Here is a 25777-nt window from a genome sequence, read left to right on the forward strand (position 1 = left end):
GACCGCCTTGCGCGTCCTGTTCTACACGGTCAACGGCAAGGGGCTGGGGCATCTGATGCGGGCGCTGGCCGTCGCGCGCCAGATGCGCCGGCTCGCCCCCGCCACCCGCTTCCTATTCGCCACCTCGTGCGAGGATCCGGGCGTCCTATGGCGCGAGGGCTTCCACTATGTGAAGACCCTGGCGCCAGAGGCCATCGAAGATCACAAGATGGGGCTGGAGCGGCACCGCACCATGGTGTCGGCCTTTATGCGCGCGCTCTTCGAGGGCTTCCGGCCGGACATGCTGGTGGTCGACAGCTTCGCCTACGGCTCGATCGGCGAACTGCGGCCGTTCCTCGACGGGCCATGGCGGCGGGTGCTGATCAGCAACCTGTTCCTGCTGCAACGCGACGTCGAGCGCTATCGCCAGAGCGTGACGTACTACGACCTGGTGGTGTTTCCCTTCCATCGGGAGGAGGCGGCGGGCCATCCGGCCCTGGCGCGGCTGCCGACCAGCGGCTTCTTCGCGGGGCCGATCGCCGGTGTGCGCCCGGACGACCTGCTGCCGCGGGCAGAGGCGCGCGCCATCCTCGGCCTGCCGGCCGAAGGGCCCATCGTTCTGGTGGCGGCCGGCGGCGGGGGCGGCGAAAGCGTGGCGCCGGTGCTGGCGCGGGTGGCGGCCGCCCTGCCGCTGATGCCCGACCTGGGATTTGCCTTGCTGGAGCCGCCGCTGGCGCGCGAGCTGCCGGCGATCGCCTGGGGGCCGAACGTGCGGATCGTGCGGCGGGTGCCGATCGCGCCCTGCTTTGCCGCCTTCGACGGCGCGATCAGCACCGCCGGCATGAACAGTGCGGCCGAGATGATGACGGCCGGGCTGCCCATGGTGTGGACGCCGCTCGGGCCGCCGTCGGTCGACCAGGATCGCAACGTCCGGCGCTGGATGGGGGCGGGCATCGGCCGGACGCCGGCCGACGAGACGCCGGCAGCCCTGGCGGCTGCCGTGCGCGACGTGCTGCGACCCGAGACCGCCCTGGCGATCCGCGGGGCGATGGCAGCCGGCTGGTCGGTAGACGGTGCCAGCCGGGCGGCCATGGCGATCCTGCGCGTGCCCCGCACGCCGCGGCCGCCGGCGGCGGAAGCGGGGCCGATACCGGCAGAGAAAGGGAGCGACGATGCGAACGGCAAGCCTGCCAACGGGTGAGACGGTGCCGGCCCTGGGCCTCGGCACCTGGCGGATGGGCGAGCGCGGCGGCGATCGCCGCGAGGAGTTGGCCGCCCTGCGGCTCGGCCTCGATCTTGGCATGACGCTGGTCGACACGGCCGAGATGTATGGCGACGGCCGCTCGGAAGAACTGGTGGGCGAAGCCATCGCCGGCCGCCGCGACGAGGTGTTTCTCGTCACCAAGTTCTATCCGCACAACGCCTCGCGCGCCGGGGTGCCGGCCGCCTGCGCCCGCAGCCTGAAGCGCCTGGGCACCGACCGGATCGACCTCTACCTGCTGCATTGGCCGGGGGCCGTGCCGCTGGCCGAGACGGTGACGGCCCTGGAGCGGTTGAAGTCGGCCGGCCATATCCGCCATTGGGGCGTCAGCAATTTCGACACCGACGACATGGACGAGCTGTCGGCGGTGCCGGGCGGCGAGGGCTGCGCCACCGACCAGGTCCTCTACAATCTGGGCCGGCGCGGCATCGAGTTCGACCTGCTGCCCTGGGCTGGCCGGCGGTCGATGCCGGTCATGGCCTATACGCCGCTGGAGCCGGACCGGCTCGCCGCCAAGCCGGCCTTGCAGAAGATCGCGGACGCCCGCGGCGTGGCGCCGTTGCAGGTGGCGCTGGCGTGGGTCCTGGGCCGGCCGCAGGTCATCGCCATTCCCAAGGCGTCGCGCACCGCGCACGTGCGCCAGAACCGGGCGGCACACGACCTGGAACTGACCGAAGACGAGCGGGCCGCCCTCGACCAGGCCTTTCCGCCGCCCACGCGCAAGCGCGCGCTGGAGATGCTGTAGGAGCGACCGGCATGAGCGAAGGGGCCGTCATCCATCCGACCGACCGCCTGCGCACCATCTGCCTGGCGCTGCCGGACGCGGTCGAGAAGGAAACCTGGGGGGACCCGACCTATCGGATCGGCGAGCGGATCTTCGCCATGCAGAAGAGCGGCGACGCCCGCATCTCCGTCTGGTGCAAGGCACCGCCCGGCAGCCAGGAGGTGCTGGTCGGGGCGGCACCCGAGCGGTTCTTCGTGCCGCCCTATGTCGGCCACAAGGGCTGGGTTGGCATGCGGCTGGACGACGATCCGGACTGGCAGGAGGTGGCGACGCTGGTCGCCCGCAGCTACAGCCTGGTGCGCAAGCCGGCCCGCTAGTTCACGGCCAGCCGGCCGGCCGCCAGGATCAGCAGCCCGCCCGAGGTGCCCTCGACGATCCGGCGGCGACGGTCGTCGAAGCGGACCCCACGGCCGAGCGTGCCGATCGCCAGGCTGAGGACGGTGTAGACCAGCCCGCACAGGCCGACGAAGATCGCCGACAGGACCGCGGCTTGGGCGGCGACGGAGCCGGTATGGTCGATGAACTGGGGCAGGATGGCGACGTAGATCATCATGCCCTTGGGGTTGAGGAAGGCCGTCAGGAACCCGCGGCGCACCTGGCGCTGTGCCGGCCGCGCCGAAAGGGCGATCCCGCCGGGACGCATGGCCGAGCGGATGAGCTGAAGCGCCAGCCAGACGAGATAGGCGATGCCCAGCCAGCGCAGTGCCTCGAAGAGGATCGGCGAGGCGGCGATGACGGCGGCGACGCCAAGCGCCACCAGGATCGAGTGGCAGACATAGCCCAGGCACACGCCCAGCGTCGAACGCAGGCCGGCCGGCGCGCCGCCGGCCAGCGTCTGCGAGGCGACGAACAGCATGTCCGGTCCCGGCGTGCAGATGAGCGGCAGCACCGTCGCCGCGAACAACAGGGCCGCACCCGCTTCCATTGCCGTCCTTTCGCCTCGCCAGAGTGCCGAGGATAGACGGTGCGGCGTGGAATCCGGTTGTGAAGATTGCCAGGGCCGTCGCAGGATTGGCTGCCGATATCACGAAATCGGCAAAGGGTCGCACGAGATGCTGCTGGACGAGATCGACAAGCGCATCCTGCGCGCGCTGCAACGCGACGGACGGATGCAGAACATCGAGCTGGCGAAGTTGGTCGGCCTGTCGCCGTCGCCCTGCCTGCGGCGGGTGCGATTGCTGGAAGAGGCGGGCGTGATCGACCGCTATGTCGCGGTGGTGAACCCGGGCCGGGTCGGCATCGGGCTGACGCTCTTCACCCGCGTCTCGCTGACCGCCCAGGATGCCGAGACGATCGACCGCTTCACCGCCGCGATGCAGCGCCTGCCCGAGGTGATGGAGTGCTACATCATCCTGGGCGAGAGCGACGCCATGCTGCGCGTGGTGGTGGCCGACCTGGCCGACTATCGCCGATTCCAGTCGGCCCATCTGACGGCGGTGAACGGCATCCGCAACGTGAAGACCGACCTGCCGAGCGAGGTCGTGAAGCAGACCTACGCACTGCCGATCCGCTAGGCCAGCCTACATGGCGGCATCGCTGCCGGCGCCGCGGTGCTGGATCGACACGAACAGCATCGGCCGATGGACCGCCGCCCCCGTCACTGGCGGGCGGCCGTGGAAGGAATTGTCGGTCTTGAGGAAGGCCAGGCCGCTGTTCGGGGCATAGGGAAATGTCCGCACCGGATCGAACCACTCGAACGGATACTTGAGTGCCTGCTCCGACCGGAACATGGGGTCCTTGGGAACGTAGATCGAGGTGCCGAGGTCGGCCCGCCGGTCGTCCTCGGGCAGGTAGAAGAGCATGCTCACCACCTTCTTCGGGCTGTCGGTATGGGGCTGGATGGCATAGTTCTCGCGGTCGACATTGATCTCGATCCGGCTGACCAGGTCGAGTGGGCGGTTGCCATAGCGGGCGGCGATGCCGGCCTTGAAGCAGCCGAGCACCGTGCGGGTGAAGGTCGGACCGGCCAGCCATTCCCACGCCGTCGACCAGAAGGCACGCTGGCCCGCCTCCATCCTGGCCAGGTGGGGCGGGTCGATCGCGAACTTGCGCCGGTTGACGGCGAACGGGTTGTTCGACCGGGCGGGATCGGTGGCTTCCAGCGCATCGTCTGGCGGCAGGTTTGCGCGCAGGGCTCGGAACAGGGCGTCGGGAAAGACGTCGCGCATATAGATGTGCGGGAATGGCGCGTCGGTGGCCGTCATGGCGGCAAGACGGCGTTCCGTGTCCTGCCGGACCTGGTCCCAGTTCATCCCTGCGCGCTCATTCCCGTCTCGTCCCGCGGCCAATTGTTATCTGCCGCCCGCCCGGACCGTCAATCCGGCCGGGGCCGGATGATCGCGCGGCGGTTGTCCGCGGCGCCGCCCGGCGCTAGGTTCCGCGCACCCGACCCCGACGGCAGAACACGAAGGAAGCGGCGATGTCCGACCAGGTGAAATACCTGCTCTCCGAAGAGCAGATGCCCAAGAGCTGGTACAACATCGCAGCCGACCTGCCGGTGCCGCTGCCGCCGCCGCTGCATCCCGGCACCGGGCAGCCGATCGGCCCCGACGATCTGGCACCGATCTTCCCGATGGAGGTGATCCGCCAGGAGGTTTCGACCGAGCGCCGGATCGACATTCCCAAGGAGGTGCGGGACATCTTCCGCCAGTGGCGGCCGAGCCCGCTCTACCGCGCCCGGCGGCTGGAGAAGGCGCTGGGGACGCCCGCGCGCATCTACTACAAGTATGAAGGCGTCAGCCCCGCCGGCAGCCACAAGCCCAACACCTCGATCCCGCAGGCCTTCTACAACAAGGCCGAGGGCGTGCGCCGCCTGACGACCGAGACCGGGGCCGGGCAGTGGGGCTCGTCGCTCGCCTTCGCCGGCGCGCTCTTCGGGCTCGAGGTCGAGGTCTTCATGGTCCGCGTCAGCTACGATCAGAAGCCCTATCGCCGCGCCCTGATGGAGGCCTATGGCGCGCGCTGCGTCGCCAGCCCCAGCCCGGAGACGGAATCCGGCCGGGCGATCCTGGCCAGCAATCCCGACAGCACCGGCAGCCTGGGCATCGCCATCAGCGAGGCGGTCGAGCGCGCCGTGCAGTCGCCCGACACCAAGTATGCGCTGGGCAGCGTGCTGAACCATGTCCTGCTGCACCAGACCATCCTGGGCGAGGAGGCGATGCTGCAGCTCGAGATGGCGGGGGACTATCCGGACGTCATCGTCGGCTGCACCGGCGGCGGCAGCAATTTCGGCGGCATCGCCTTCCCCTTCCTGGGCGAGAAGCTGCGCGGCGGCCGCGACGTGGAGATCATCGCGGTCGAGCCGGCGGCCTGCCCGACGCTGACCAAGGGCGTCTATGCCTATGACTTCGGCGATACCGGCCACCTGACGCCGCTGGTGAAGATGCACACGCTGGGCTCCACCTTCGTGCCGCCGGGCTTCCATTCGGGTGGCCTGCGCTATCACGGCATGGCGCCGCTGGTCAGTCACATCCAGGAACTGGGGCTGATCTCGTCGCGCGCCTACAAGCAGCTTGAGACGTTCGAGGCGGGCGTCCTGTTCGGCCGGGCCGAGGGCATCCTGCCCGCGCCCGAGGCCAACCACGCGGTCAAGGGCGCCATCGACGTGGCGCTCGAATGCAAGCGCGACGGCCGGGCCCGCACGATCCTCTTCAACCTGTGCGGCCACGGCCATTTCGACATGCAGGCCTATATCGACTTCGCGGCCGGCAAGTTGAAGGACATCGACTACAGCCAGGCCGACCTGGAACGTGCGCTGGCAGGCCTGCCCAAGGTCGCGGCCTGAACCGACCAAGACGAAAAAGGGGGGACAGGGGATGAAGCGTTTCCAGGCGGCGGCACTGGCCGCAACCTTGCTGGCGGTGGCAGCACCGGCATCGGCCCAGGCACCGATCAGGATCGGCTTGGTCCTGCCCTATTCGGCCGGGCCGTTCGTCGCCATCGCCAACGAGATCACCGACAGCATGGCGCTGGCGCTGGAGGAGACCGGCTACATGGTGGCCGGCCGCAAGATCGAGCTGGTGCGCGAGGATACCGCCCACAAGCCCGACGTCGCCCAGGCCAAGGCCAAGAAGCTGGTGTTCGAGGACAAGGTCGACATGCTGGTCGGCCCCGTCGCCTCGGCCGAGCTTACGGCGCTGTTCGACTTCGCCCACCAGGCGAAGGTGCCGCTCGTCATCCCCAATGCCGGCGACAACGAGGTGACGGGCGAGAAATGCAGCCCGTGGGTGTTGCGGACCTCGTTCTCCAACGACCAGATCGTGCGCGATATGGGCCGCTGGATGGCGGCCAAGGGCTTCAAGAAGGTCGCGCTCCTGGCCTTCGACTACAAGGCGGGCCACCAGTTGATGGGCGGCTTCAAGAAGCCCTTCGTCGAGGCGGGCGGCACCATCGTCACCGAGCAGTACCCGCCCTTCGGCCGCCTGTCGGACTTCGGGCCGTGGCTGGGCCGCATCCGCGACGCCAAGCCCGACGCCATCTTCAGCTTCTTCGCCGGCCCGCCGGCCACGCTCCTGGTGCAGCAGTTCCAGGAATTCGGCCTCGACCGCGAGATGAAGCTGACGGGCGCCGGCTGGCTCGTCTCGCCCTTGAACCTGCCGAGCCAGGGCAAGGCCGCGGCCGGGGTCATCGGCGCGCTGAACTACGTCCCGGCGATCGACAACCCGGTGAACAAGTCCTACCAGGAGCGCTTCCAGGCCAAGTTCAAGCGCGTCGGGTCGGAGTTCGGGGCCCAGGGCTACGACACCGCCAAGCTGATCCATGCCGCGCTGGCCCAGGCCGGCGGCAAGACCGACGACAAGGCCGGGCTGGTGAAGGCCATGCATGCGGTGAAGATCGAGGGCACGCGCGGGCCGCTGCGCATCGACCCCAAGACCAACAACGTCGTCCAGGACATCTACGTCTTCGAGACCGAGATGCAGGGCGACGCGGTCGGCTACAAGGTGCTCGACCGCATCCGCGACGTCCAGGACCCGCCCAACGGCTGCACGCTGGGCGGCTGATCCGGCCCGGGCGCGGCAGCCGGGCAGGCCGCATGATCATCCAGCTCCTCAACGGCATGCAGCTCGCCATGCTGCTGTTCCTGCTGTCGGTCGGGCTGTCGGTGGTGTTCGGGCTGATGCGCTTCGTCAACCTGGCGCATGGCACGCTGTTCATGCTGGGCGCCTTCGTCGGCCTGTCCACCGCCGAGGCCACGGGGTCGTTCTGGCTGGCGCTGGTGGCCGGTACGCTGGCCTCCGCCGTGGTCGGCGGGCTGCTCTATCTGGGCCTGCTGCGCCGCTTGCAGGCCGAGAGCCCGCTGAAGCAGGTGCTGGTCACCTTTGGCCTCATCTTCATCGGGCTGGAGGCCGCGCGCATGATCTGGGGCGACTATGCCGCCCGCCTGCCGGGGCCGGCCATGCTGGCGGGCAGCAGCGAGGTTTTCGGCGTCGTCTACCCGACCTATCGGCTGTTCGTGATCGCGGTCGGCCTGGTGGTGGCGGCGGTCCTCTATTTCGGGCTGGAGCGCACGCGCATCGGTGCCATCGTGCGCGCCGGGGTCGACGACCGGACGATGACGGCCGCGCTCGGCATCGACATCGGCCGGGTCTTCTTCGCCGTCTTCGTGCTGGGCTGCGGCCTGGCCGGGCTGGCGGGCGTGGTCGCCGGGCCCGTGCTGTCGGTCTATGCCGGCATGGACATGGGCGTGCTGATCCTGGCCCTGGTCGTCGTCGTGATCGGCGGGCCGGGAAGCCTGAAGGGCGCCTTCGTCGGCGCCGTCCTGGTCGGCATGGTCGAGACGTTCGGCCAGGTCTGGCTACCGGAGGTGGCCGGCATGCTGCTCTATGGCCTGATGGCGGCGGTCCTGGCGCTTCGGCCGCAGGGCCTGCTGCCGGCCGGCCCGCGCCCGTGAACCCGCCCGCATCCGGCAGCCGTCACGCCGCAGCCCTGGTGCTGCTGGCGGTGGCATTGGGCTACTGGCTGGTCTCTGGCTATTACGGCAAGGAAATCCTGGCGGAGATCGCGATCACCGCCATCCTGGCCATGAGCCTGTCGCTGCTGGTCGGGCAGGCGGGGTTGGTCTCGCTCGGCCATGCGGCCTTTTTCGGCATCGGCGCCTATGGCATGGCGGGGTTCGCGGCCAAGCTCGGCTGGCCGCCCGCCCTGGCGATGGCGGCGGCGGTCGCCGTGGGGGCCGCCGCAGCCCTGCTGGTCGGGCTGGTGGCGGTGCGGCTGGCCGGCGTCTTCTTCATCATGATCACGCTGGCCGTGGGCGAGATGGTGCATGCCTGGTTCCTCAAGGACCGGGCCTTCGGCGGCGTCGGCGGCATGTCGGGCGTGCCCCGGCTCGATCTGTCGGCGGTCGGGCTCGACGCGGCCGACCCGGCGGTGTTCGCGCTGCTGGCGGTCGCAGCCGCCCTGCTCGTTTATGTGCTGCTCGACCGGCTGGTGCTGTCGCCCTTCGGCCAAACGTTGCGGGCGATCCACCAGAACGAGGAGCGCACCCGCGCGCTGGGCTGCCCGGTCGGGCGCTACAAGCTGGCGGCCTTCGTCGTGGCCGGCGCCGTCGCCGCCCTGGCCGGGACGCTGGCGGCCCAGCGTTCGGCCTTCGTCTCGCCCGAGTTGATGACCTGGACCCTGTCGGGCGAGATCCTGATCGTCGTCATCGTCGGCGGCGGCGCCAGCCTGCTGGGCGTGGCGACGGCGGCCGCCCTGTGGGTGGCGCTGCGCGACCAACTCTCCAGCCTGACCGACCACTGGATGCTGGCCATGGGCATCCTCTTCGTCGTCCTGGTGCTGGTCGCGGGCGACGGGATCGACGGCGCCCTGCGCGGACTGTGGCGCCGCGTCGCGCGGCAGCGGGGCCGATGACCGCGGCACCGGTGCCCGCGGCCCTCGCGGCCGAGGACCTGCGCAAGTCCTTCGGCGCGCTGGAGGCGACCGGCGGCGTCTCGCTCGCCCTGCCGCCCGGCCGGCGCCATGCGGTGATCGGTCCCAACGGCGCCGGCAAGACGACCCTCTTCAACCTGCTGTCGGGCGCGCTGCGGCCGGACGGCGGCCGGGTGCGCCTGGGGGCGGCCGACGTCACCGCAGAGGGGCCCGATGCGCGCGCCCGCCGCGGCCTCGCCCGCAGCTTCCAGCGCAACAGCCTGTTTCCGGGCATGACGGTGGAGGCCGCCCTGATGACGGCGGCTGCCATCGCCGGCGGCCGCTCGGCCGTGTTCTGGCGCCGCTTCGACCGCGAGCGCGGCCTGGCGGGCGAGGCGACCGCGATTGCCGAGCGCATCGGCCTGGCCGACCAGTTGGGCCAGGTCGCGGGCAGCCTCGCCTATGGCGCCCAACGGCAGCTCGAGATCGGCCTGGCGCTGGCCACGCGCCCGTCCGTCCTGCTGCTGGACGAGCCGACCGCCGGGATGAGCCCGGAGGAGACCCGGGCGATGCAGCGGCTGCTGGCGGGCCTGCCGGCGGCCATGACCATCCTCGTCATCGAGCACGACATGGACGTGGTCTTCGACCTGGCCGACCGGGTCACGGTGCTGGACCATGGCGCGGTCCTGCTCGAAGGCACCCCCGACGAGATCCGCGGCTCGGACCTGGTCCGCCGGCGCTACCTGGGCGAGCGCACGGGATGACCCCGCCGCTGCTGTCCGTCTCGGGCCTGCACGTCCACTACGACCGCAGCCACATCCTCCAGGGTGTCGACCTCGATGTGCCGGCGGGCGGCGTGGTCGCCATCCTCGGCCGCAACGGTGCCGGCAAGACGACGACGCTGAAGGCGATCATGGGGATCGCCCGGCGCAGTGCCGGCACCATCGCCTTCGCCGGGCACCCGATCGAACGCGAGGCGACCGACCGCATCGCCCGCCTGGGCATCGCTTATGTGCCCGAGACGCGGGGCATCTTCCCCTCGCTGTCGGTCGAGGAGCATTTGACGCTGGCGGCCCGGCGCGGCGGCTGGACGCTGGAGCGGGTCTATGACCGCTTTCCCCGCCTGGCGGAGCGCCGGCGGGCCGGCGGCGGCACGCTGTCGGGCGGCGAGCAGCAGATGCTGACGATCGCCCGCGCGATGACGACCGCGCCGCGCCTGCTGCTGCTGGACGAGCCGACCGAGGGGCTGGCGCCGCTGGTGGTGGCCGAGATCGAGGCGATGCTGCGCGCGCTGAAGGGCGAGGGGACGACCGTGCTGCTGGTCGAGCAGAACCTGGCCTTCGCGCTGGCATTTGCCGACCATGTGATCCTGCTCGGCCGGGGGCTGGTGCGCTGGAGCGGCCGGCCGGCCGATTTCCACGATGCGGCTGCGGCGCGGGCCTGGCTCGCCGTGTAGGCCGCGGCCGTGTAGCTTCGCACCATGACTCGAAGACATCGCCGGTCCGCCGGCTCGACCATCGGCGGCGGCCGCTGGCTGCTGCTGGCCCTGGCGCTGGTCGCGGCCCAGGTGGCGATCCTGCTGGCCATGGGCCAGCCGGCCATCTGCGCTTGCGGCCATGTCGTGCTGTGGCAGGGCGACGTGACCGGTCCGGAGAATTCCCAGCAGATCACCGACTGGTACACGCCCTCCCACATCATCCACGGCATGATCTTCTATGCCCTGGCCCGACTGGTCCTGCCACGAGGACGAATGTCGGCCCGCCTCCTCCTGGCCGTCGCGATCGAGGTGGCGTGGGAGATCGCCGAGAACTCGCCGCCGGTGATCGAGCGCTACCGCCAGCAGGCGCTGGCCCAGGGCTATGTCGGCGACAGCGTGCTCAACTCGGTGTTCGACACGGTGGCGATGGCCTTGGGCTTCCTGCTGGCCCGACTGCTGCCCGTGGGTGTCACGGTAGCGCTGGCCCTGGCGCTGGAGGTGCTGGTGCTCTGGTCGATCCGCGACAACCTCACCCTCAACGTCGTCCAGCTTGTCCACCCGATCGAGGCGGTGTCGCGCTGGCAGACGGGCAAGTAAGAGCCGGGCAAGTAAGAGCAGTCCGGCAAACAGGCGGCTACGGCCAGCGCACCTCGGGCGGCATCGACATCAGGATGGCTTCGGTGTTGCCGCCGGTCTTCAGGCCGAACAGGGTGCCGCGGTCGTAGAGCAGGTTGAACTCGACGTAGCGGCCGCGGCGCACGAGTTGGTGCTCGCGCTCGGCCGCGGTCCAGGGCTCGTCCATGTGGCGGCGGACGATCTCGGGATATGTCGCAAGGAACGTCTCGCCGACATCGCGGGTGAAGGCGAAGTCGCGGTCCCAGTCGCCGCTGTCGAGATTGTCGAAGAAGATGCCGCCCACGCCGCGGGGCTCCTGGCGGTGCGGCAGAAAGAAGTAGCGGTCGCACCATTCCTTGAAGCGCGGATAGTAGGCCGGGTCGTGGCGGTCGCAGCAGGCGGCGAGGCACTCGTGGAAGGTGGCGGTGTCGGCCGCGTCCGGCACCATCGGCGTCAGGTCGGCGCCGCCGCCGAACCAGGCCATCCGGGTGCGGATGTGGCGGGTGTTCATGTGCACGGCCGGCACGCGCGGCGAATGCATGTGGGCGACCAGCGAGATGCCGCAGGCCCAGAAGCGCGGGTCCTCGGCCGCACCCGGGATGTTGCGGCGGAACTCCTCGCTGAACTCGCCATGGACGGCCGACACATTGACGCCGACCTTCTCGAACACCCGGCCGCGCATCACCGACATCACGCCGCCGCCGCCGCCGGGGCGCTCCCAGGCGGTGCGCTCGAACCGGCCGGGCGGGTGCTCCGCGGCCATCGGCCCGACCAGATCGTCTTCCAGCGCCTCGAAGGCCGCGCAGATGCGGTCGCGCAGATCGGTGAACGCGATTCGCGCCGCTTCCTTGCGCACCACTTCGTTTCCTGGCTCGTCGTTCATTGCCGCTCCTCAGCCGGCCGGCTCGCCGTCGGCCGTGGGGAAACCCGCGGTCTGGCGCAACGCCTCGCCCAGAATCATGGCGGCAACCACCGCCACGTTCAACGAGCGCAGCCCGCGGCACAGCGGCACAGTGACACGGGCGTCGGCCTCGCCGTGCACGGCCGGCGGCACGCCCGCACTCTCCCGACCCAGCAGCAGCGTGTCGCCGGGCGCGAAGGCGAAGGCCGTGTAGGGCAGGGGGGCATGCCGGGTCAGCAGCACGAGGCGCCCGGACGCGCGCTCCGGCCGGTCGCGATAGGCCCGCCAGGACACGTGGCGCGACACCGCTGCCAAGTCGAGATAATCCATTCCGGCTCGCCGGAGACGCTGGTCGTTCCAGACGAAGCCGAAGGGCTCGATCAGGTCGACCGGCACGCCCAGGCAGGCGCCCAGGCGGATGATGGTGCCGACGTTCTGGGGGATGTCTGGCTCGTACAGGGCAATGCGCAAGCGGCGTCCGATCGGCTGGGCCCGAGCCTTTGCAGCCGGTGGATTTTGCTTTATAGCCCAAGCTGCTCTGACGCCAGGGGACGGCGTCCTCGGCCGTGCGGCAGCGTGTCGCATCCCTTGGGGCGGTGATCCGTCTAGCTTGCGCCCGCGCGGACGACGGCCGACCCGTCCGCTCGATGAAGGTGACCCTAGATGGCGAATTCCCCTGCTAACGCCCCCGATGCCGGACACGGACACGCGTCCGGGCACGATGACGGTGGCACCCGACGCGACTTCCTGTTCCTGGCCGCGGGTGCCGTGGGCGCGGTTGGCGTGGCCTCGGCCGTCTGGCCGTTCATCAGCTCGATGAACCCCTCGGCCGACGTGCTCGCCCTGTCCTCGACCGAACTCGACCTGGCGCCCATCCGCGAGGGCCAGGCGATCACCGTGACCTGGCGCGGCAAGCCCGTGTTCGTGCGCCGCCGCACCGCCGACGAGATCAAGCTGGCGGGCGACGTGAAGCTGTCCGACCTGCCCGACCCGCAGCCCGACCAGAGCCGTGTCAAGAAGCCGGAATGGCTTGTCGTCGTCGGCGTCTGCACGCATCTGGGCTGCGTGCCGCTGGGCCAGAAGTCGACCGATCCGCGCGGCGACTACGGCGGCTGGTTCTGCCCCTGCCACGGCTCGCACTACGACACGTCCGGCCGTATCCGGAAGGGACCCGCCCCGGCGAACCTGACGGTTCCGGGCTACGAGTTCCTGTCCGACACCAAGATCCGCATCGGGTAAGGGAACCGTCATGGCGCTGCAGACCCAGAATGCGCTTATCCGGTGGATCGACCACCGGCTGCCCGTCTTCTCGTTCCTCGACCACGAGCTGAACGAGTATCCGACGCCGCGCAATCTCAACTACTGGTGGAATTTCGGCTCGCTGGCCGGGATCGTGCTGGTCATCATGATCGCCACGGGCCTGTTCCTGGCGATGCAGTACACCCCGCACACCGCCCATGCCTTCGACAGCGTCGAGCGCATCATGCGCGACGTGAACTTCGGCTGGCTCATCCGCTACGTCCACATGAACGGGGCGTCGTTCTTCTTCGTGGTGGTGTTCATCCACATCTTCCGCGGGCTCTACTACGGATCCTACAAGGCCCCGCGCGAGATCCTGTGGATGCTGGGCGTCGTAATCCTGCTGCTGATGATGGCCACCGCCTTCCTGGGCTACGTGCTGCCCTGGGGCCAGATGAGCTTCTGGGGTGCGACCGTCATCACCAACCTGTTCTCGGCCTTCCCGCTGGTCGGCGAAAGCATCGTGACCTGGCTGTGGGGCGGCTTCTCGGTCGACAACCCGACGCTGAATCGCTTCTTCGCGCTGCACTTCCTGCTGCCGTTCGTCATCGTCGGCGTGGTCGTGCTGCACATCGTGGCGCTGCACCAGCACGGCTCGAACAACCCGCTCGGCATCGACCGCAAGGGCCCGCAGGACGCGATCCCCTTCCACCCCTACTACACGATCAAGGACCTCTTCGGCCTGGGCGTGTTCCTGATCGTCTTCTGCGCGTTCGTCTTCTTCGCGCCGAACTTCCTGGGGCACCCGGACAACTATATCCCGGCCAACCCGATGGTGACGCCGGCGCACATCGTGCCCGAATGGTACTTCCTGCCGTTCTACGCGATCCTGCGCGCGGTGCCGGACAAGCTGGGCGGCGTGCTGCTGATGTTCGGCGCGGTCGCCGTGCTGTTCGTCGTGCCCTGGCTCGACACCTCGCGGGTGCGCAGCGCCAAGTTCCGGCCGATCTATCGCCAGTTCTTCTGGCTGCTGGTGATCGACTGCATCGTGCTGGGCTGGGTCGGCGGCAACCCGCCGGAAGGCGCCTTCATCATCATCGGCCGCGTCGCGACCGTGTATTACTTCCTCCACTTCCTCGTGATCCTGCCGCTGCTCGGCAAGCTGGAGCGGCCGCTGCCGCTGCCCACCAGCATTGCCCAGCCGGTTCTTCCGGGCGGCCTTGCCGGGGCCGGTGCCGCACCGATGGAGAAGCGCTGATGCGTAACTTCCTCCTCGCCGCCCTCGTGGCAGCCGGCCTCTCCGGGCCGGCACTCGCCGCCGGCGACGCCCCGAAGCCGCCCGCCCAGAACTGGTCCTTCGGCGGGATCTTCGGCACCTTCGACCGGGCGGCCGCCCAGCGCGGCTATCAGGTCTACAAGGAGGTCTGCGCCTCCTGCCACGGCGTCTACCAGCTCTCCTACCGCAACCTCGCGGCCATCGGCTTCAACGAGGACGAGGTGAAGGGGATCGCGGCCCAGGCGACCGTGCGCGACGGCCCCAACGACGAGGGCGAGATGTTCGAGCGGCCGGGCCGTCCATCCGACAAGTTCGTCCGCCCGTTCGCCAACGAGAAGGCGGCGCGCGCGGCCAACAACGGCGCCTATCCGCCGGACCTGTCGCTGATGACCAAGGCGCGGCCCGACGGCGCCAACTACGTGCATGGGCTGCTGACCGGCTATGCCCCGCCGCCCGCCGGCGTCGCGATGGGCGAGGGGATGAACTACAACAAGTACTTCCCCGGCCATCAGATCGCGATGGCCCAGCCGCTGAACGACAACCAGGTCACCTATTCCGACGGGACCCCGGCCAACATCGACCAGATGGCGAAGGACGTGACCACCTTCCTCGCCTGGGCGGCCGAGCCGGAGCTGGAGCAGCGCAAGCGCACCGGCATCAAGGTGATCCTGTTCCTGCTGGTGCTGACGGGTCTCCTGTTCGCCGCCAAGCGCAAGGTCTGGGCCGGGCTGCACTGATCCGCGACCGATAGATCGTCGACAGCGGGCCGCCATCCACCGATGGCGGCCCGTTTCCGTTCCGGGGAAGGCCAGCCATGATCGACATCGCCTATTTCTACCTGGGCGTGGCGATCCTGACCGAGATCGTGGCGACCTCGGCGCTCAAGGCCTCGGACGGCTTCACCCGGCTGCTGCCGGCGGCGATCGCGGTCGCGGGCTATGTGGCCTCCTTCTATTGCCTGTCGCTGGCGCTGCGCACGCTGCCGCTCGGCATCGCCTATGCCTTGTGGTCGGGGGCGGGCATCCTGCTGCTGTCGCTCATCGGCTGGGTCTGGTATCGCCAGCGGCTGGACGGCGCGGCCATATTGGGCCTCTGCCTGATCATCGCCGGCATCCTCGTGATCAAGCTCTTCTCGCGCTCGGTCGGGCGCTAGGATGCCAGCCACGCAGTTGGGGGAGGACTGATGGGCACGCCTGGAAATCCTGTCGTCGTCGGCATTCTTGGCGGCAGCGGGCTCTACAGCATCGACGGGCTGGCGGACGGCGACTGGCGGGCGGTCGACAGCCCCTGGGGCACGCCGTCGGATGCGATCTGCTTCGGCACGGTCGGCGGGGTGCCGGTGCGCTTCCTGCCGCGCCATGGCCGCGGCCACCGCCTGCCGCCGTCGGAGATCGATTTCCGCGCCAATGTCGATGCGCTGAAGCGGGCAGGGGCCACCATCATCGTCTCGCTCAGCGCGGTCGGCTCGCTGCGCGGCCATCTGCCGCCCGGCACCTTCGTGCTGGTCGACCAGTTCATCGACCGCACCTTCGCGCGCACCAAGAGCTTCTTCGGCACCGGCTGCGTCGGCCACGTGTCTGTCGCCCGGCCGGTCTGCGGCCATGTCGGCTGTCATGTCGCGGCCGCCGCAGGGGAGATCGGCCTGCCGCTGCACGAAGGCGGGACCTACCTGGCGATGGAGGGGCCGCAATTCTCCACCTTCGCCGAATCGGAGCTCTATCGCGCCTGGAACTGCGATGTGATCGGCATGACGAACATGCCCGAGGCCAAGCTGATCCGCGAGGCGGAGATGTGCTACGCCAGCATCGCCATGGTCACCGACTATGACTGCTGGCACCCCGACCATGACGATGTGACGGTCGACCAGATCGTCGATGTCCTGCACCGCAATGCCGCCACCGCGCGGGCACTGGTGCAGGCGCTGGTACCAAGGCTCGCGGCCCATGCCGGCCCCTGCCCGCAGGGTTGCCACACGGCTCTGGACCACGCCCTGATCACGGCCCCCGAGGCGCGCGACCCGGCCCTGCTGGCCAGGCTCGATGCGGTCGCGGGCCGGGTCCTGAAGGCGGCGCGGCCGTGAAGATCGACGGCCGGCCCTGGCGGCCGATCTGGCTCGAAGCGGACGGCGGTCGGGTCGGGATCATCGACCAGACGCTGCTGCCGCACCGTTTCGAGACGCGGTCCCTGGCGACCCTGGACGGGGCCGCCCATGCGATCGCCGCGATGCAGGTGCGCGGCGCCCCCCTGATCGGGGCGACGGCCGCCTATGGCGTGGCCCTGGCGATGGCCGAGGATGCCGGCGACGGCGTGCTCGACCGGGCGGTCGCGGTGCTGGCGGCGACGCGGCCGACGGCGGTCAACCTGCGCTGGGCGCTGGATCGCATGGACCGCCACCTGCGCCCCCTGGCACCGGGCGAGCGCAGGGAGGCCGCTTATGCCGAAGCCGCCCGCCTTGTAGAGGCGGACGTGGCCGCCAATGCCGCGATCGGCCGGCATGGGCTGGAACTGGTGCGGGCCGCGGCCCGGCGGCGCGGCCCAGGCTGGCCCGTGCGGATCCTGACCCATTGCAATGCCGGTTGGCTCGCCACCTGCGACTGGGGCACGGCGTTGGCGCCCATCTACATGGCCCATGACGCGGGCATCCCGCTGCATGTCTGGGTCGACGAGACGCGGCCGCGCAACCAGGGTGCTGCGCTGACCGCGTGGGAACTGCTGGCCCATGGCGTGCCGCATACCGTGGTTGCCGACAATGCCGGCGGCCACCTGATGCAGCGCGGGCTGGTCGACCTCTGCATCGTCGGGGCCGACCGGGTGACGGCCGCGGGCGACGTCGCCAACAAGATCGGCACCTACCTGAAGGCGCTGGCCGCGCGCGATTCGGGCGTGCCCTTCCATGTCGCGGTGCCGTCCTCGACCATCGACTGGACGATCGAGGACGGGATCGCCGGCATTCCGATCGAGGAACGGAGCGCGGACGAGGTGCGGCATATCCAGGGGATGGCCGAGGACGGCCGGGTCCTGTCGGTCCGGCTGGTGCCGGACGGCTCGCCCGCGGCCAACCCGGCCTTCGATGTCACGCCCGCGCGCCTGGTCGACGGGCTGATAACCGAGCGCGGCCGCTGTGCCGCCACCGCGGCCGGGCTCCGCGGGCTGTTTCCCGACCATTCCTGACGCTGCCGCGCGCCGGTTTTCTACTGCGGCGCGACCGCCTGTGGCACCGCAGCCACAAGTCTGGACAAGGAAGTTAAATAGTTACTGGATACTGAACAAGCAACTTGCTTTCGGTCCGCCGCCCGGCCAATTTCCCCTCGTCGCACTCGTGGGCTGGGGCGGCGGCCGGGGCGACCCGGAGGGTGCCATACGGGGGCGGTATACGGGAAGGGTAGCCGCCAATGGCCATTTTCAGTTGGGATGGCGTCAGCAATCTCGATCTCAAGATCCTCGGGCAGACGTTCGACTTCCGGACGGACGTGCTCCAGATCTCCGATCCGGGCCTGCAGGCGCAGCAATTCGATCTCGTCGAAGTCGGAACCGACCTCGCGATCGTCAAGGTGCGCGACGAGAACGGCGATCCGCTGCCGGCCTCGGAGGTCACCTACGCCTACATCCCGAACATGCTGCTCCGGCAGGTCGGCGGGACGACCACCGCCCCGATCAGCTCCAACATCGTCCTGTCGAACGGCGGCCAGCTCTGGGTCGGCGATCGCCTGACCGACACCATCCTCGACGATGCCGGCAACAGCATCGTCGACCTGTCGACGCAGCTTCAGTCGGTGCAGGTCTATGGCCTGGGCGGCGCCGACACGATCTGGACCGGCGACGGCAACGATCGCGTCTACGGCAACACGGGCGCCGACAGCATCCGTGCCGGCAAGGGTGACGACTCGGTCTATGGCGGCCAGGAGAACGACACCATCGACGGCGGCGACGGCGACGACCTGGTCGCCGGCGACCTCGGCAACGACAGCCTGTTGGGCGGTGCCGGGAACGACATCCTCTATGGCGGCCAGGGCAACGACGTGCTCGATCCGGGCACCGGCAACGACACGATCTTCGCCGGTGCGGGCGAGGACACGGTCTCGCTCGGCAACAGCGACACCGGCAACAAGCTGATCTACATGGATCGCGGCCAGGACTCGGTCTCGATCATCTCGACCACCGGCGACCACGTCATCTATCTCGGCGCCAACAACGACATCGCCGAGATGAGCGCCAACTCGGGCGACATCCAGGTCTTCGGCGACGGCGGCAACGACACGATCGTGTCGCAGAATGCCGGCTCCGACACGCTGGACGGCGGCGAGGACAATGACGTCCTGGTCATCGAGCAGGGCTCGATCGGCAACAAGACGCTGATCGGCGGCCTGGGCGACGACGAGATCGTCATCGTCGACAGCTCCGGCATCGCCTCCAGCCAGATCCTGCCGAACACGCAGGTGAACGTCGATGCCGGAGGTGGCGACGATACGGTCAGCTACGCGCGTGGCCTGTTCATCACCGACCAGAACAACGGCGGTGCGGACGACGACGTCATCAGCTTCGGTGGCCAGACCATCCTCACCCTGCGCGACAAGTCGATCGAGAACTTCGAGACGGTCAACTTCAGCTACTACAGCGACCGTGTCGTGTTCGCCGACGGCAACGTCGCCGCCGGGCGCACGCTGACCGTGAATGCCGGCGAGGGCGAGGACTACATCGACGGCTCGCGCGAGACCGACGGCACCTTCAAGCTGTTCGGCGGCAGCGGCGACGACACGCTGATCGGCGGTGCCGGTGCCGACACGCTGGAAGGCGGTGCCGGCGAGGACCTGCTGGTCGGCGGCGCCGGTGCCGACCAGTTCCGCTTCATGGACCAGTGGAACAGCGGCAACTATCGCGACGTGATCGGTGATTTCGTCGGCGGGCTCGACCGGATCGTGTTCAACGGCAATGCCTTCGGCGACGTGTCGGCGATCGACGGCTACAAGGGCACCAGCGGCGTTGGCGCCAGCGCCAACGACAACCTGCTGATCGCCACCGGCCAGGGCTATTCCGACCTGTCGCAGTTCGACAGCTTCCTGTCGGAAGGCGATGCCGACAACAACAAGCCCGGTTTCTACATCTTCTTCAACACCAGCACGAACCGGGCCGAGATGTACTTCGACACGGACATGACCAGCACCGGTGGTGCCGTCCTGATCGCGACCTTCAACAACATCACCGCGGTCAGCCAGCTCGACAAGCTGAACGAAGGTGCGGCCGGAAACAATTCGGGCGACTTCGTCATCCTGTGATGCGGTAGTCCGCCCGGCGGCAAGGGGTCGGCGGCTCGCCGCCGACCCCGATCCCGTTGTCGCGGGATGCCCGATCATCTATCGTCCATCCTCTCCTATTCCTAGAGATGGACGGATACCAAGATGGCGGTCATCAGCTGGACCGGGGCGAGCAATCTCGACCTGAAGATCCTGGGTCAGACGTTCGACTTCCGTTCGGACGTGCTGCAGATCTCGGACCCGTCGCTGCAGGCGAACCAGTTCGACCTGGTCGAGAACGGCACCGACCTGGTGATCGTGAAGTCGCGCGACGCGACGGGCGCGCCGCTGCCGGCCGCTTCGGTCACCTATGCCTACATCCCGAACATGCTCCTGCGCCAGGTCGGCGGCACGGACAGCTCGCCCGTCAGCTCGAACATCGTGCTGTCGAACGGCGGCCAGCTCTACATCGGCGACCGGATCACCGACACGCTGACGGACGACGCCGGCAACGACGCCACTGCGCTGTCGACGCAGCTCCAGTCGGTGCAGGTGTGGGGCCTCGGTGGCGCCGACACGATCTCGACGGGTGACGGTGCGGACCGCGTCTATGGCAACACGGGTGCGGACAGCATCAGCGGTGGTGCCGGCAACGACAGCATCTATGGCGGCCAGGAGAACGACACGGTCTCCGGCGGCGGCGGCAACGACAACGTCGCTGGCGACGCCGGCAACGACCAGGTCAATGGCGGCTCGGGCAACGACATCCTGTACGGCGGTGCCGGCAACGACGTCATCGACCCGGATACCGGCAACGACACGATCTTCGCCGGCAACGGCAACGACACCGTGACGGTCGGCGACAGCGACACCGGCAACAAGCTTATCTACATGGATAAGCTGCAGGACTATGTGAACATCATCTCGACCACGGGCGACCATGTCGTCTATCTGGGCGAGAACAACGATATCGCCGAACTCGAAGCCAACTCGGGCGACATCTACGTCCATGGCGATGGCGGCAACGACGAGATCTATGCCCAGAACTCCGGCTCCGACACGCTGGACGGCGGCAACGACGACGACATCGTCGCGATCCTGAACGGTTCGGTCGGCAAGAAGACGCTGATCGGCGGCTTCGGAGACGATGAGATCTCGGTCGAGGACAGCTCGGGCAACGCCAACGACCAGATCCTGCCGAACACGCAGGTGACCGTGTCGGGCGGCGAGGGCGACGACGAGATCTACTATAATCGTGGCCTGTTCATCACTGACGCCAACGACGGCGGCACGGACGACGACTACATCTCGTTCGTCGGCCCGACCGTCCTGACGCTGCGGGACCAGTCCCTCCAGAACATCGAGACGGTGGAGTTCAGCCACGAGAGCGACCATGTCGTTTTCTCCGACGGCAACGTCGCTGCCGGCGGGACGCTCACCATCATCGGGATCCGTGGCAAGGCCGGCGACATCTTCGACGGCCACCGGGAAACCGACGGCAGCTTCGTGATGTTCGGCGGCGACGCCGGCGACACCCTTACCGGGGGCGCAAGGAACGACACGCTGGAGGGTGGATTTGGCCGGGACCTGCTCTCGGGCGGCGGCGGGGCCGACCAGTTCGTGTTCGACATCGAATGGAACTACGACGCCGACAGCGACGTGCTCGCGGACTTCACGGGCGGCCTGGACAGGATGGTCTTCAACGGCAACGCCTTCGGCGGCATGTCGGCGGTCGACGGCTACAAGGGCACGAGCGGTGCGGGTGCCACGGCCAACGACAACCTGATGATCGCGACCGGCCAGGGCTACTCCACCCTGACGCAGTTCGACAGCTTCTTGTCCGAAGGGGTAGCGGCCAACGGCAAGCCCGGCTTCTACATCTTCTTCAACACCAGCACGAACCGGGCCGAGATGTACTTCGACACGGACATGACCAGCACGGATGGCGCCGTGCTGGTCGCGACCTTCAACAACATCACGGCGGTCAGCCAGCTCGACAAGCTGAACGAGGGTGCTGGCGGCCACAATTCTGGTGACTTCGTCATCCTCTGATCGGCAATATCGAACCGGTCGCCACCCGGGCCGGGGGAAAAATCCCCCGGCCCGTCATTTTAGGGTAGTGGAGCGGTTGGCGAATTCACTTGAAGGCCGCGGCCGGCGGCGATAATTTTGCGGTTGATTTCGCGGGGGGTGGGCGGTTGCGGGTGCAGCCGCGGGCGCACCCGTCTGCACGAAGGGGGCTATGGACATGGCAGTCATCAGTTGGAACGGGGCGAGCAATCTCGACCTCAAGATTCTGGGTCAGACGTTCGACTTCCGTTCGGACGTGCTGCAGATCTCGGACCCGTCGCTGCAGGCGAACCAGTTCGACCTGGTCGAGAACGGCACCGACCTGGTGATCGTGAAGTCGCGCGACGCGACGGGCGCGCCGCTGCCGGCCGCCTCGGTCACCTATGCCTACATCCCGAACATGCTGCTGCGCCAGGTCGGCGGCACGGACAGCTCGCCGGTCAGCTCGAACATCGTGCTGTCGAACGGCGGCCAGCTCTACATCGGCGACCGGATCACCGACACGCTGACGGACGACGCCGGCAACGACGCCACTGCGCTGTCGACGCAGCTCCAGTCGGTGCAGGTGTGGGGCCTCGGTGGCGCCGACACGATCTCGACGGGTGACGGTGCGGACCGCGTCTATGGCAACACGGGTGCGGACAGCATCAGCGGTGGTGCCGGCAACGACAGCATCTATGGCGGCCAGGAGAACGACACGGTCTCCGGCGGCGGCGGCAACGACAACGTCGCTGGCGACGCCGGCAACGACCAGGTCAATGGCGGCTCGGGCAACGACATCCTGTACGGCGGCGCCGGCAACGACGTCATCGACCCGGATACCGGCAACGACACGATCTTCGCCGGCAACGGCAACGACACCGTGACGGTCGGCGACAGCGACACCGGCAACAAGCTTATCTACATGGATAAGCTGCAGGACTATGTGAACATCATCTCGACCACGGGCGACCATGTCGTCTATCTGGGCGAGAACAACGACATCGCCGAGCTCGAAGCCAACTCGGGCGACATCCAGGTGTTCGGCCAGGATGGCAACGACGAGATCTATGCCCAGAACTCCGGCTCCGACACGCTCGACGGCGGCAACGACGACGACGATATCCTGGTCGGCAACGGTTCGGTCGGCGACAAGGTGCTGATCGGCGGCTTCGGCGACGACAATATCTATGTCTCCGATACGTCGGGCTTCGCCGATGACCAGATCCTGCCGAATACCCACGTGACCGTGTCGGGTGGCGAGGGCGAGGATTTCGTCGGTTACAATCGTGGCCTGTTCATCACCGACGCCAATGACGGCGGCACCGACGACGACACGATCCAGTTCCTGCAGCAGACGATCCTGACGCTGCGCGACAAGTCGATCGAGAACTTCGAGACGGTGTCGTTCAGCTACTATTCCGGCGACCGCGTGATCTTCGCCGACGGCAACGTCGCGTCGGGTGCGTCCATGGACGTCTACGGCAATGGCGGCGAGGATTACCTCGATGCCGGCCGCGAGACCAATGGCACCTACGTCCTGTTCGGCGGCGAGGATTCCGACACCCTGATCGGCGGCGCCAAGAACGACACGCTGGTCGGCGGCGAGGATACCGACCTGCTGACGGGCGGTGCGGGCAAGGACCAGTTCGTGTTCGAGGACGGCGACTTCGCCGACACGATCAGCCCCTACTACCCGGAGCCGGACGTCCTGCAGGACTTCACGGGCGGCACGGACCAGGCGATCTTCAACGGCAATGCCTTCGGCGGCGTGTCGGCGATCGACGGCTACAAGGGCACGACGGGCGTCGGCGCCAGCGCCAACGACAACCTGTTGATCGCCACCGGCCAGGGCTACTCGACCATCACGCAGTTCGACACGTTCCTGTCGGAAGGGGCCGCGGACAACAACAAGCCCGGCTTCTACATCTTCTTCAACACCAGCGCGAACCGTGCGGAGATGTACTTCGACACGGACATGACGAGCACGGCCGGCGCGATCCTGATCGCGACCTTCAACAACATCACGGCGGTCAGCCAGCTCGACAAGCTGAACGAAGGCCCGACCGGCAACAACTCCGGCGACTTCGTCATCATCTGATCCAAGGCCCAAGCAGTAAGGCCCGGGGGAGCGATCCCCCGGGCCTTTTCTGCTTTACGGCCGGCCTCCGCGGGCCGGCGCGCGCAATGGCCAGCCGGCGTAATGGTCAGGCGGCGAGGTGCTGGGCGAAGAAGGCCTGGGTCCGCTCCCACGCCTGCTCGGCGCAGGCCGGGGTGAAGTCCTTGCGCTCGTCGCAGGCAAAGCCGTGTCCGGCGGGATAGATGTGGATTTCCACCGCCGGCTGGGCGCGCGCGATCTTCAGCACGTCGGCCATCGGGATGCCGCCGTCGCGATCGCCGAAATGCAGCATGGTGGGCACCTTCGGCGCCTCGCCCAGGAAGGGGACGATCTGCCCGCCGTAATAGCCGACCGCGGCCGCGACCGGCAGCCGGGCGGCGGCCAGGTAGGAGACCGAGCCACCCCAGCAGAAGCCGACCGAGCCCACCTTCAGCCCCTCGCCGGCCAGCAGGGCGACAGCGGCACCGATGTCGGCCACCACCGCGTTCCAGTCGGTCTTGGCGCGGATGTCGCGCCCGGCGGCGATGTCGTCCGGCTCGTAGCCCAGCGCCACGCCGCGTTCCACCCGGTCGAAGAGGGCGGGGCAGACGGCGGCATACCCGGCCGCGGCATAGCGGTCGGTCACGTTGCGCATGTGCTGGTTGACCCCGAATATCTCCTGGATCACCACGATGCCGGCCTTGGGCTTGCCCGCAGGGTCGGCGCGATAGGCGGCCAGCTTGTGGCCGTCCTTGGCCGTAAGTTCGATGTCCTTGCCCATGGGGCTCTCCTTGGTTGGGGTCTTCAGGCGGCCGGCTGGCCGAGCTTGGCCTCGACCAGGCGCGCGAACAGCGTGGCGCCCAGCGGCAGCACCTCGTCGTTGAAGTCGTAGCCGGGGTTGTGGACCTCGCAACTGCCGCCGGAATCCCCGGACCCGCCCTGGCCGGTCAGGATGAAGGCGCCCGGAACGGCGTTCAGCATGTAGGAGAAATCCTCCGACCCCATGACGAGCGCGCCGTTGCGGTTCACGTTCTCCTCGCCCACGAGGGACGCGGCCACGTCGGCGATGAAGTTCGTCTCGTCCGGGTTGTTCACCAGCGGCGGGTAGCCCTGGCGGATGTCGCAGACGGCCGTGGCGCCGTAGGCGCCGGCGATCTGTGTCGCCACCCGCTCCAGCGAGCGCATCAGGGTCTGCATCACCTCGGGCTTGAAGGCGCGGATGGTGCCGCGCAGGACGGCCGTCTCGGGGATGACGTTGTAGGCGTCGCCGGCATGGATCTGGGTGATGCTGAGGACGGCCGGGTCGTGCGGCGACAGCGTGCGCGAGCGGATGGTCTGGGCCGCGGTCACGATGTGCGAGGCGACGACAACCGGGTCGATGCCGGATTCGGGCCGCGCGCCGTGGGCGCCCTTGCCCTTGATGGTGATGTCGAAGCTGCCGGCACCCGCCATCATCGGGCCGGGGCGGATCTGGAACTTGCCGACCGGCAGGCTCGGGCGGTTGTGCATGCCGAAGACGGAATCGCAGGGGAACTTCTGGAACAGCCCCTCCTCGACCATCACCCGGCCGCCGCCCGGCCCTTCCTCGGCCGGCTGGAAGATGAAGTGGACGGTGCCCTGGAACTTGCGCGTCTCGGCCAGGTAGCGGGCGGCCGTCAGCAGCATGGCGGTGTGCCCGTCATGGCCGCAGCCATGCATCTTGCCCTTGTGGGTGGAGCGGTGGGCGAAGGTGTTGGTCTCCTCCATCGGCAGCGCGTCCATGTCGGCGCGCAGGCCGATGGAGTTCGGGCTGTTGCCGACGCGGATGGTGCCGACGACGCCGGTCTTGGCGATGCCGGTCGTCACCTCGCAGCCATAGGACCGCAGCTTCTCGGCGACGATGGCGCTGGTGCGCTCCTCCTCGAAGGCCAGTTCGGGATGGGCATGGATGTCGCGGCGGACGGCCGTCATCTCTTCGTGCCAGCCGGCGATGATGGGGTCGATCTTCATGGGTTCGTTCCTTGTCAGGCGGCCCTGTTTCA

At 68.6% G+C, this 25777-nt stretch carries 26 protein-coding genes; 20 read left to right on the top strand and 6 right to left on the bottom strand.

The window, feature by feature from the left end:
- The first annotated feature begins 7 nt into the window (after nt 1-7).
- From STVA_RS02810 to STVA_RS02820, 3 genes are read left to right on the top strand one after another with little or no spacing between them, the layout of a single operon-like run.
- The gene (locus STVA_RS02810; protein WP_123694405.1) at nt 8-1180 is read left to right on the top strand and encodes a hypothetical protein; all 1173 of its coding nucleotides are present in this window, start codon (nt 8-10) and stop codon (nt 1178-1180) included.
- Nucleotides 1152-1985, top strand: a complete 834-nt coding sequence (locus tag STVA_RS02815) for an aldo/keto reductase (protein ID WP_123694403.1) — start codon at nt 1152-1154, stop codon at nt 1983-1985. The genes STVA_RS02810 and STVA_RS02815 overlap by 29 nt, the downstream gene beginning before the upstream one ends.
- A gap of 11 nt (nt 1986-1996) precedes the next feature.
- Nucleotides 1997-2341: an MmcQ/YjbR family DNA-binding protein gene (locus STVA_RS02820; protein WP_123694401.1), complete on the top strand. Its 345-nt coding sequence runs from the start codon at nt 1997-1999 to the stop codon at nt 2339-2341.
- Here STVA_RS02820 and STVA_RS02825 read toward each other — a convergent pair.
- Nucleotides 2338-2949, bottom strand: a complete 612-nt coding sequence (locus tag STVA_RS02825; protein WP_123694399.1) for a LysE family translocator — start codon at nt 2947-2949, stop codon at nt 2338-2340. The two genes, STVA_RS02820 and STVA_RS02825, sit on opposite strands and share 4 nt — an antisense overlap.
- Before the next feature lie 127 nt (nt 2950-3076).
- On the opposite strand from STVA_RS02825, the gene STVA_RS02830 reads away from it, so the two are divergent.
- Nucleotides 3077-3538: an Lrp/AsnC family transcriptional regulator gene (locus tag STVA_RS02830; protein ID WP_123694397.1), complete on the top strand. Its 462-nt coding sequence runs from the start codon at nt 3077-3079 to the stop codon at nt 3536-3538.
- A gap of 6 nt (nt 3539-3544) precedes the next feature.
- Here STVA_RS02830 and STVA_RS02835 read toward each other — a convergent pair whose 3' ends face one another.
- A complete protein-coding gene (locus tag STVA_RS02835) occupies nt 3545-4276 on the bottom strand; it encodes a hypothetical protein (protein WP_123694395.1) in 732 nt (243 codons plus the stop codon).
- A gap of 167 nt (nt 4277-4443) precedes the next feature.
- Here STVA_RS02835 and STVA_RS02840 point away from each other — a divergent pair, with 167 nt between their 5' ends.
- Genes STVA_RS02840 through STVA_RS02870 form a run of 7 tightly spaced genes read left to right on the top strand, consistent with a single transcriptional unit; the run spans nt 4444 to nt 10944 of the window.
- Nucleotides 4444-5808: a TrpB-like pyridoxal phosphate-dependent enzyme gene (locus tag STVA_RS02840; RefSeq protein ID WP_123694393.1), complete on the top strand. Its 1365-nt coding sequence runs from the start codon at nt 4444-4446 to the stop codon at nt 5806-5808.
- Nucleotides 5809-5839: 31 nt separating this feature from the next.
- Complete coding sequence (locus STVA_RS02845; protein WP_123694391.1) at nt 5840-7024, top strand: ABC transporter substrate-binding protein; 1185 nt, start codon at nt 5840-5842, stop codon at nt 7022-7024.
- 32 nt (nt 7025-7056) lie between these two features.
- Complete coding sequence (locus tag STVA_RS02850) at nt 7057-7914, top strand: branched-chain amino acid ABC transporter permease (RefSeq protein WP_123694389.1); 858 nt, start codon at nt 7057-7059, stop codon at nt 7912-7914.
- A complete protein-coding gene (locus STVA_RS02855) occupies nt 7911-8873 on the top strand; it encodes a branched-chain amino acid ABC transporter permease (protein ID WP_142235623.1) in 963 nt (320 codons plus the stop codon). Before STVA_RS02850 ends, STVA_RS02855 begins: the two co-directional genes overlap by 4 nt.
- Nucleotides 8870-9634, top strand: coding sequence for an ABC transporter ATP-binding protein (locus STVA_RS02860; protein WP_123694689.1), 765 nt, complete (start codon nt 8870-8872; stop codon nt 9632-9634). Before STVA_RS02855 ends, STVA_RS02860 begins: the two co-directional genes overlap by 4 nt.
- Nucleotides 9631-10326: an ABC transporter ATP-binding protein gene (locus tag STVA_RS02865; RefSeq protein WP_123694385.1), complete on the top strand. Its 696-nt coding sequence runs from the start codon at nt 9631-9633 to the stop codon at nt 10324-10326. The genes STVA_RS02860 and STVA_RS02865 overlap by 4 nt, the downstream gene beginning before the upstream one ends.
- 24 nt (nt 10327-10350) lie before the next feature.
- On the top strand, nt 10351-10944 hold the full coding sequence (locus STVA_RS02870) for a DUF2585 domain-containing protein (RefSeq protein ID WP_123694383.1): 594 nt from the start codon (nt 10351-10353) through the stop codon (nt 10942-10944).
- Between the two features lie 37 nt (nt 10945-10981).
- Here the strand turns inward: STVA_RS02870 and hemF are convergent, their stop codons facing one another.
- Together hemF and STVA_RS02880 are read right to left on the bottom strand one after the other, a co-directional pair.
- Nucleotides 10982-11845 carry an oxygen-dependent coproporphyrinogen oxidase gene (gene hemF / locus STVA_RS02875; protein ID WP_123694381.1) on the bottom strand — a complete coding sequence of 288 codons (864 nt, stop codon included), beginning with the start codon at nt 11843-11845 and terminating at the stop codon, nt 10982-10984.
- 9 nt (nt 11846-11854) lie between these two features.
- Nucleotides 11855-12334: a tRNA (cytidine(34)-2'-O)-methyltransferase gene (locus STVA_RS02880; RefSeq protein ID WP_197735774.1), complete on the bottom strand. Its 480-nt coding sequence runs from the start codon at nt 12332-12334 to the stop codon at nt 11855-11857.
- A gap of 192 nt (nt 12335-12526) precedes the next feature.
- On the opposite strand from STVA_RS02880, the gene petA reads away from it, so the two are divergent.
- The 9 genes from petA (at nt 12527) to STVA_RS02925 (ending at nt 23759) form a co-directional block, all read left to right on the top strand.
- Nucleotides 12527-13102 (top strand): ubiquinol-cytochrome c reductase iron-sulfur subunit, encoded by a 576-nt coding sequence (petA, locus tag STVA_RS02885; protein WP_123694377.1) that lies wholly within the window; start codon nt 12527-12529, stop codon nt 13100-13102.
- Nucleotides 13103-13112: 10 nt separating this feature from the next.
- Nucleotides 13113-14360, top strand: coding sequence for a cytochrome b (locus STVA_RS02890; protein WP_123694375.1), 1248 nt, complete (start codon nt 13113-13115; stop codon nt 14358-14360).
- On the top strand, nt 14360-15115 hold the full coding sequence (locus STVA_RS02895) for a cytochrome c1 (RefSeq protein ID WP_123694373.1): 756 nt from the start codon (nt 14360-14362) through the stop codon (nt 15113-15115). The genes STVA_RS02890 and STVA_RS02895 overlap by 1 nt, the downstream gene beginning before the upstream one ends.
- 77 nt (nt 15116-15192) lie before the next feature.
- On the top strand, nt 15193-15531 hold the full coding sequence (locus STVA_RS02900; protein WP_179955435.1) for a DMT family transporter: 339 nt from the start codon (nt 15193-15195) through the stop codon (nt 15529-15531).
- Nucleotides 15532-15561: 30 nt separating this feature from the next.
- Nucleotides 15562-16458, top strand: a complete 897-nt coding sequence (locus STVA_RS02905; protein WP_123694371.1) for an S-methyl-5'-thioadenosine phosphorylase — start codon at nt 15562-15564, stop codon at nt 16456-16458.
- The gene (mtnA, locus tag STVA_RS02910; protein WP_123694369.1) at nt 16455-17549 is read left to right on the top strand and encodes an S-methyl-5-thioribose-1-phosphate isomerase; all 1095 of its coding nucleotides are present in this window, start codon (nt 16455-16457) and stop codon (nt 17547-17549) included. The genes STVA_RS02905 and mtnA overlap by 4 nt, the downstream gene beginning before the upstream one ends.
- A 221-nt stretch (nt 17550-17770) precedes the next feature.
- A complete protein-coding gene (locus STVA_RS02915) occupies nt 17771-19651 on the top strand; it encodes a calcium-binding protein (protein ID WP_123694367.1) in 1881 nt (626 codons plus the stop codon).
- Between the two features lie 123 nt (nt 19652-19774).
- Nucleotides 19775-21661 carry a calcium-binding protein gene (locus STVA_RS02920; protein WP_123694365.1) on the top strand — a complete coding sequence of 629 codons (1887 nt, stop codon included), beginning with the start codon at nt 19775-19777 and terminating at the stop codon, nt 21659-21661.
- A 196-nt stretch (nt 21662-21857) separates the two neighbouring features.
- The gene (locus STVA_RS02925) at nt 21858-23759 is read left to right on the top strand and encodes a calcium-binding protein (RefSeq protein WP_170216673.1); all 1902 of its coding nucleotides are present in this window, start codon (nt 21858-21860) and stop codon (nt 23757-23759) included.
- Between the two features lie 106 nt (nt 23760-23865).
- On the opposite strand, the gene STVA_RS02930 is transcribed toward STVA_RS02925, so the two are convergent.
- Nucleotides 23866-24537, bottom strand: coding sequence for a dienelactone hydrolase family protein (locus STVA_RS02930; protein WP_123694361.1), 672 nt, complete (start codon nt 24535-24537; stop codon nt 23866-23868).
- A gap of 23 nt (nt 24538-24560) precedes the next feature.
- The gene (locus STVA_RS02935; RefSeq protein ID WP_123694359.1) at nt 24561-25745 is read right to left on the bottom strand and encodes a M20 aminoacylase family protein; all 1185 of its coding nucleotides are present in this window, start codon (nt 25743-25745) and stop codon (nt 24561-24563) included.
- Nucleotides 25746-25777: the final 32 nt, after the last annotated feature.

The organism is Stella humosa, assembly GCF_006738645.1.
Taxonomy (GTDB): domain Bacteria; phylum Pseudomonadota; class Alphaproteobacteria; order ATCC43930; family Allostellaceae; genus Allostella; species Allostella humosa.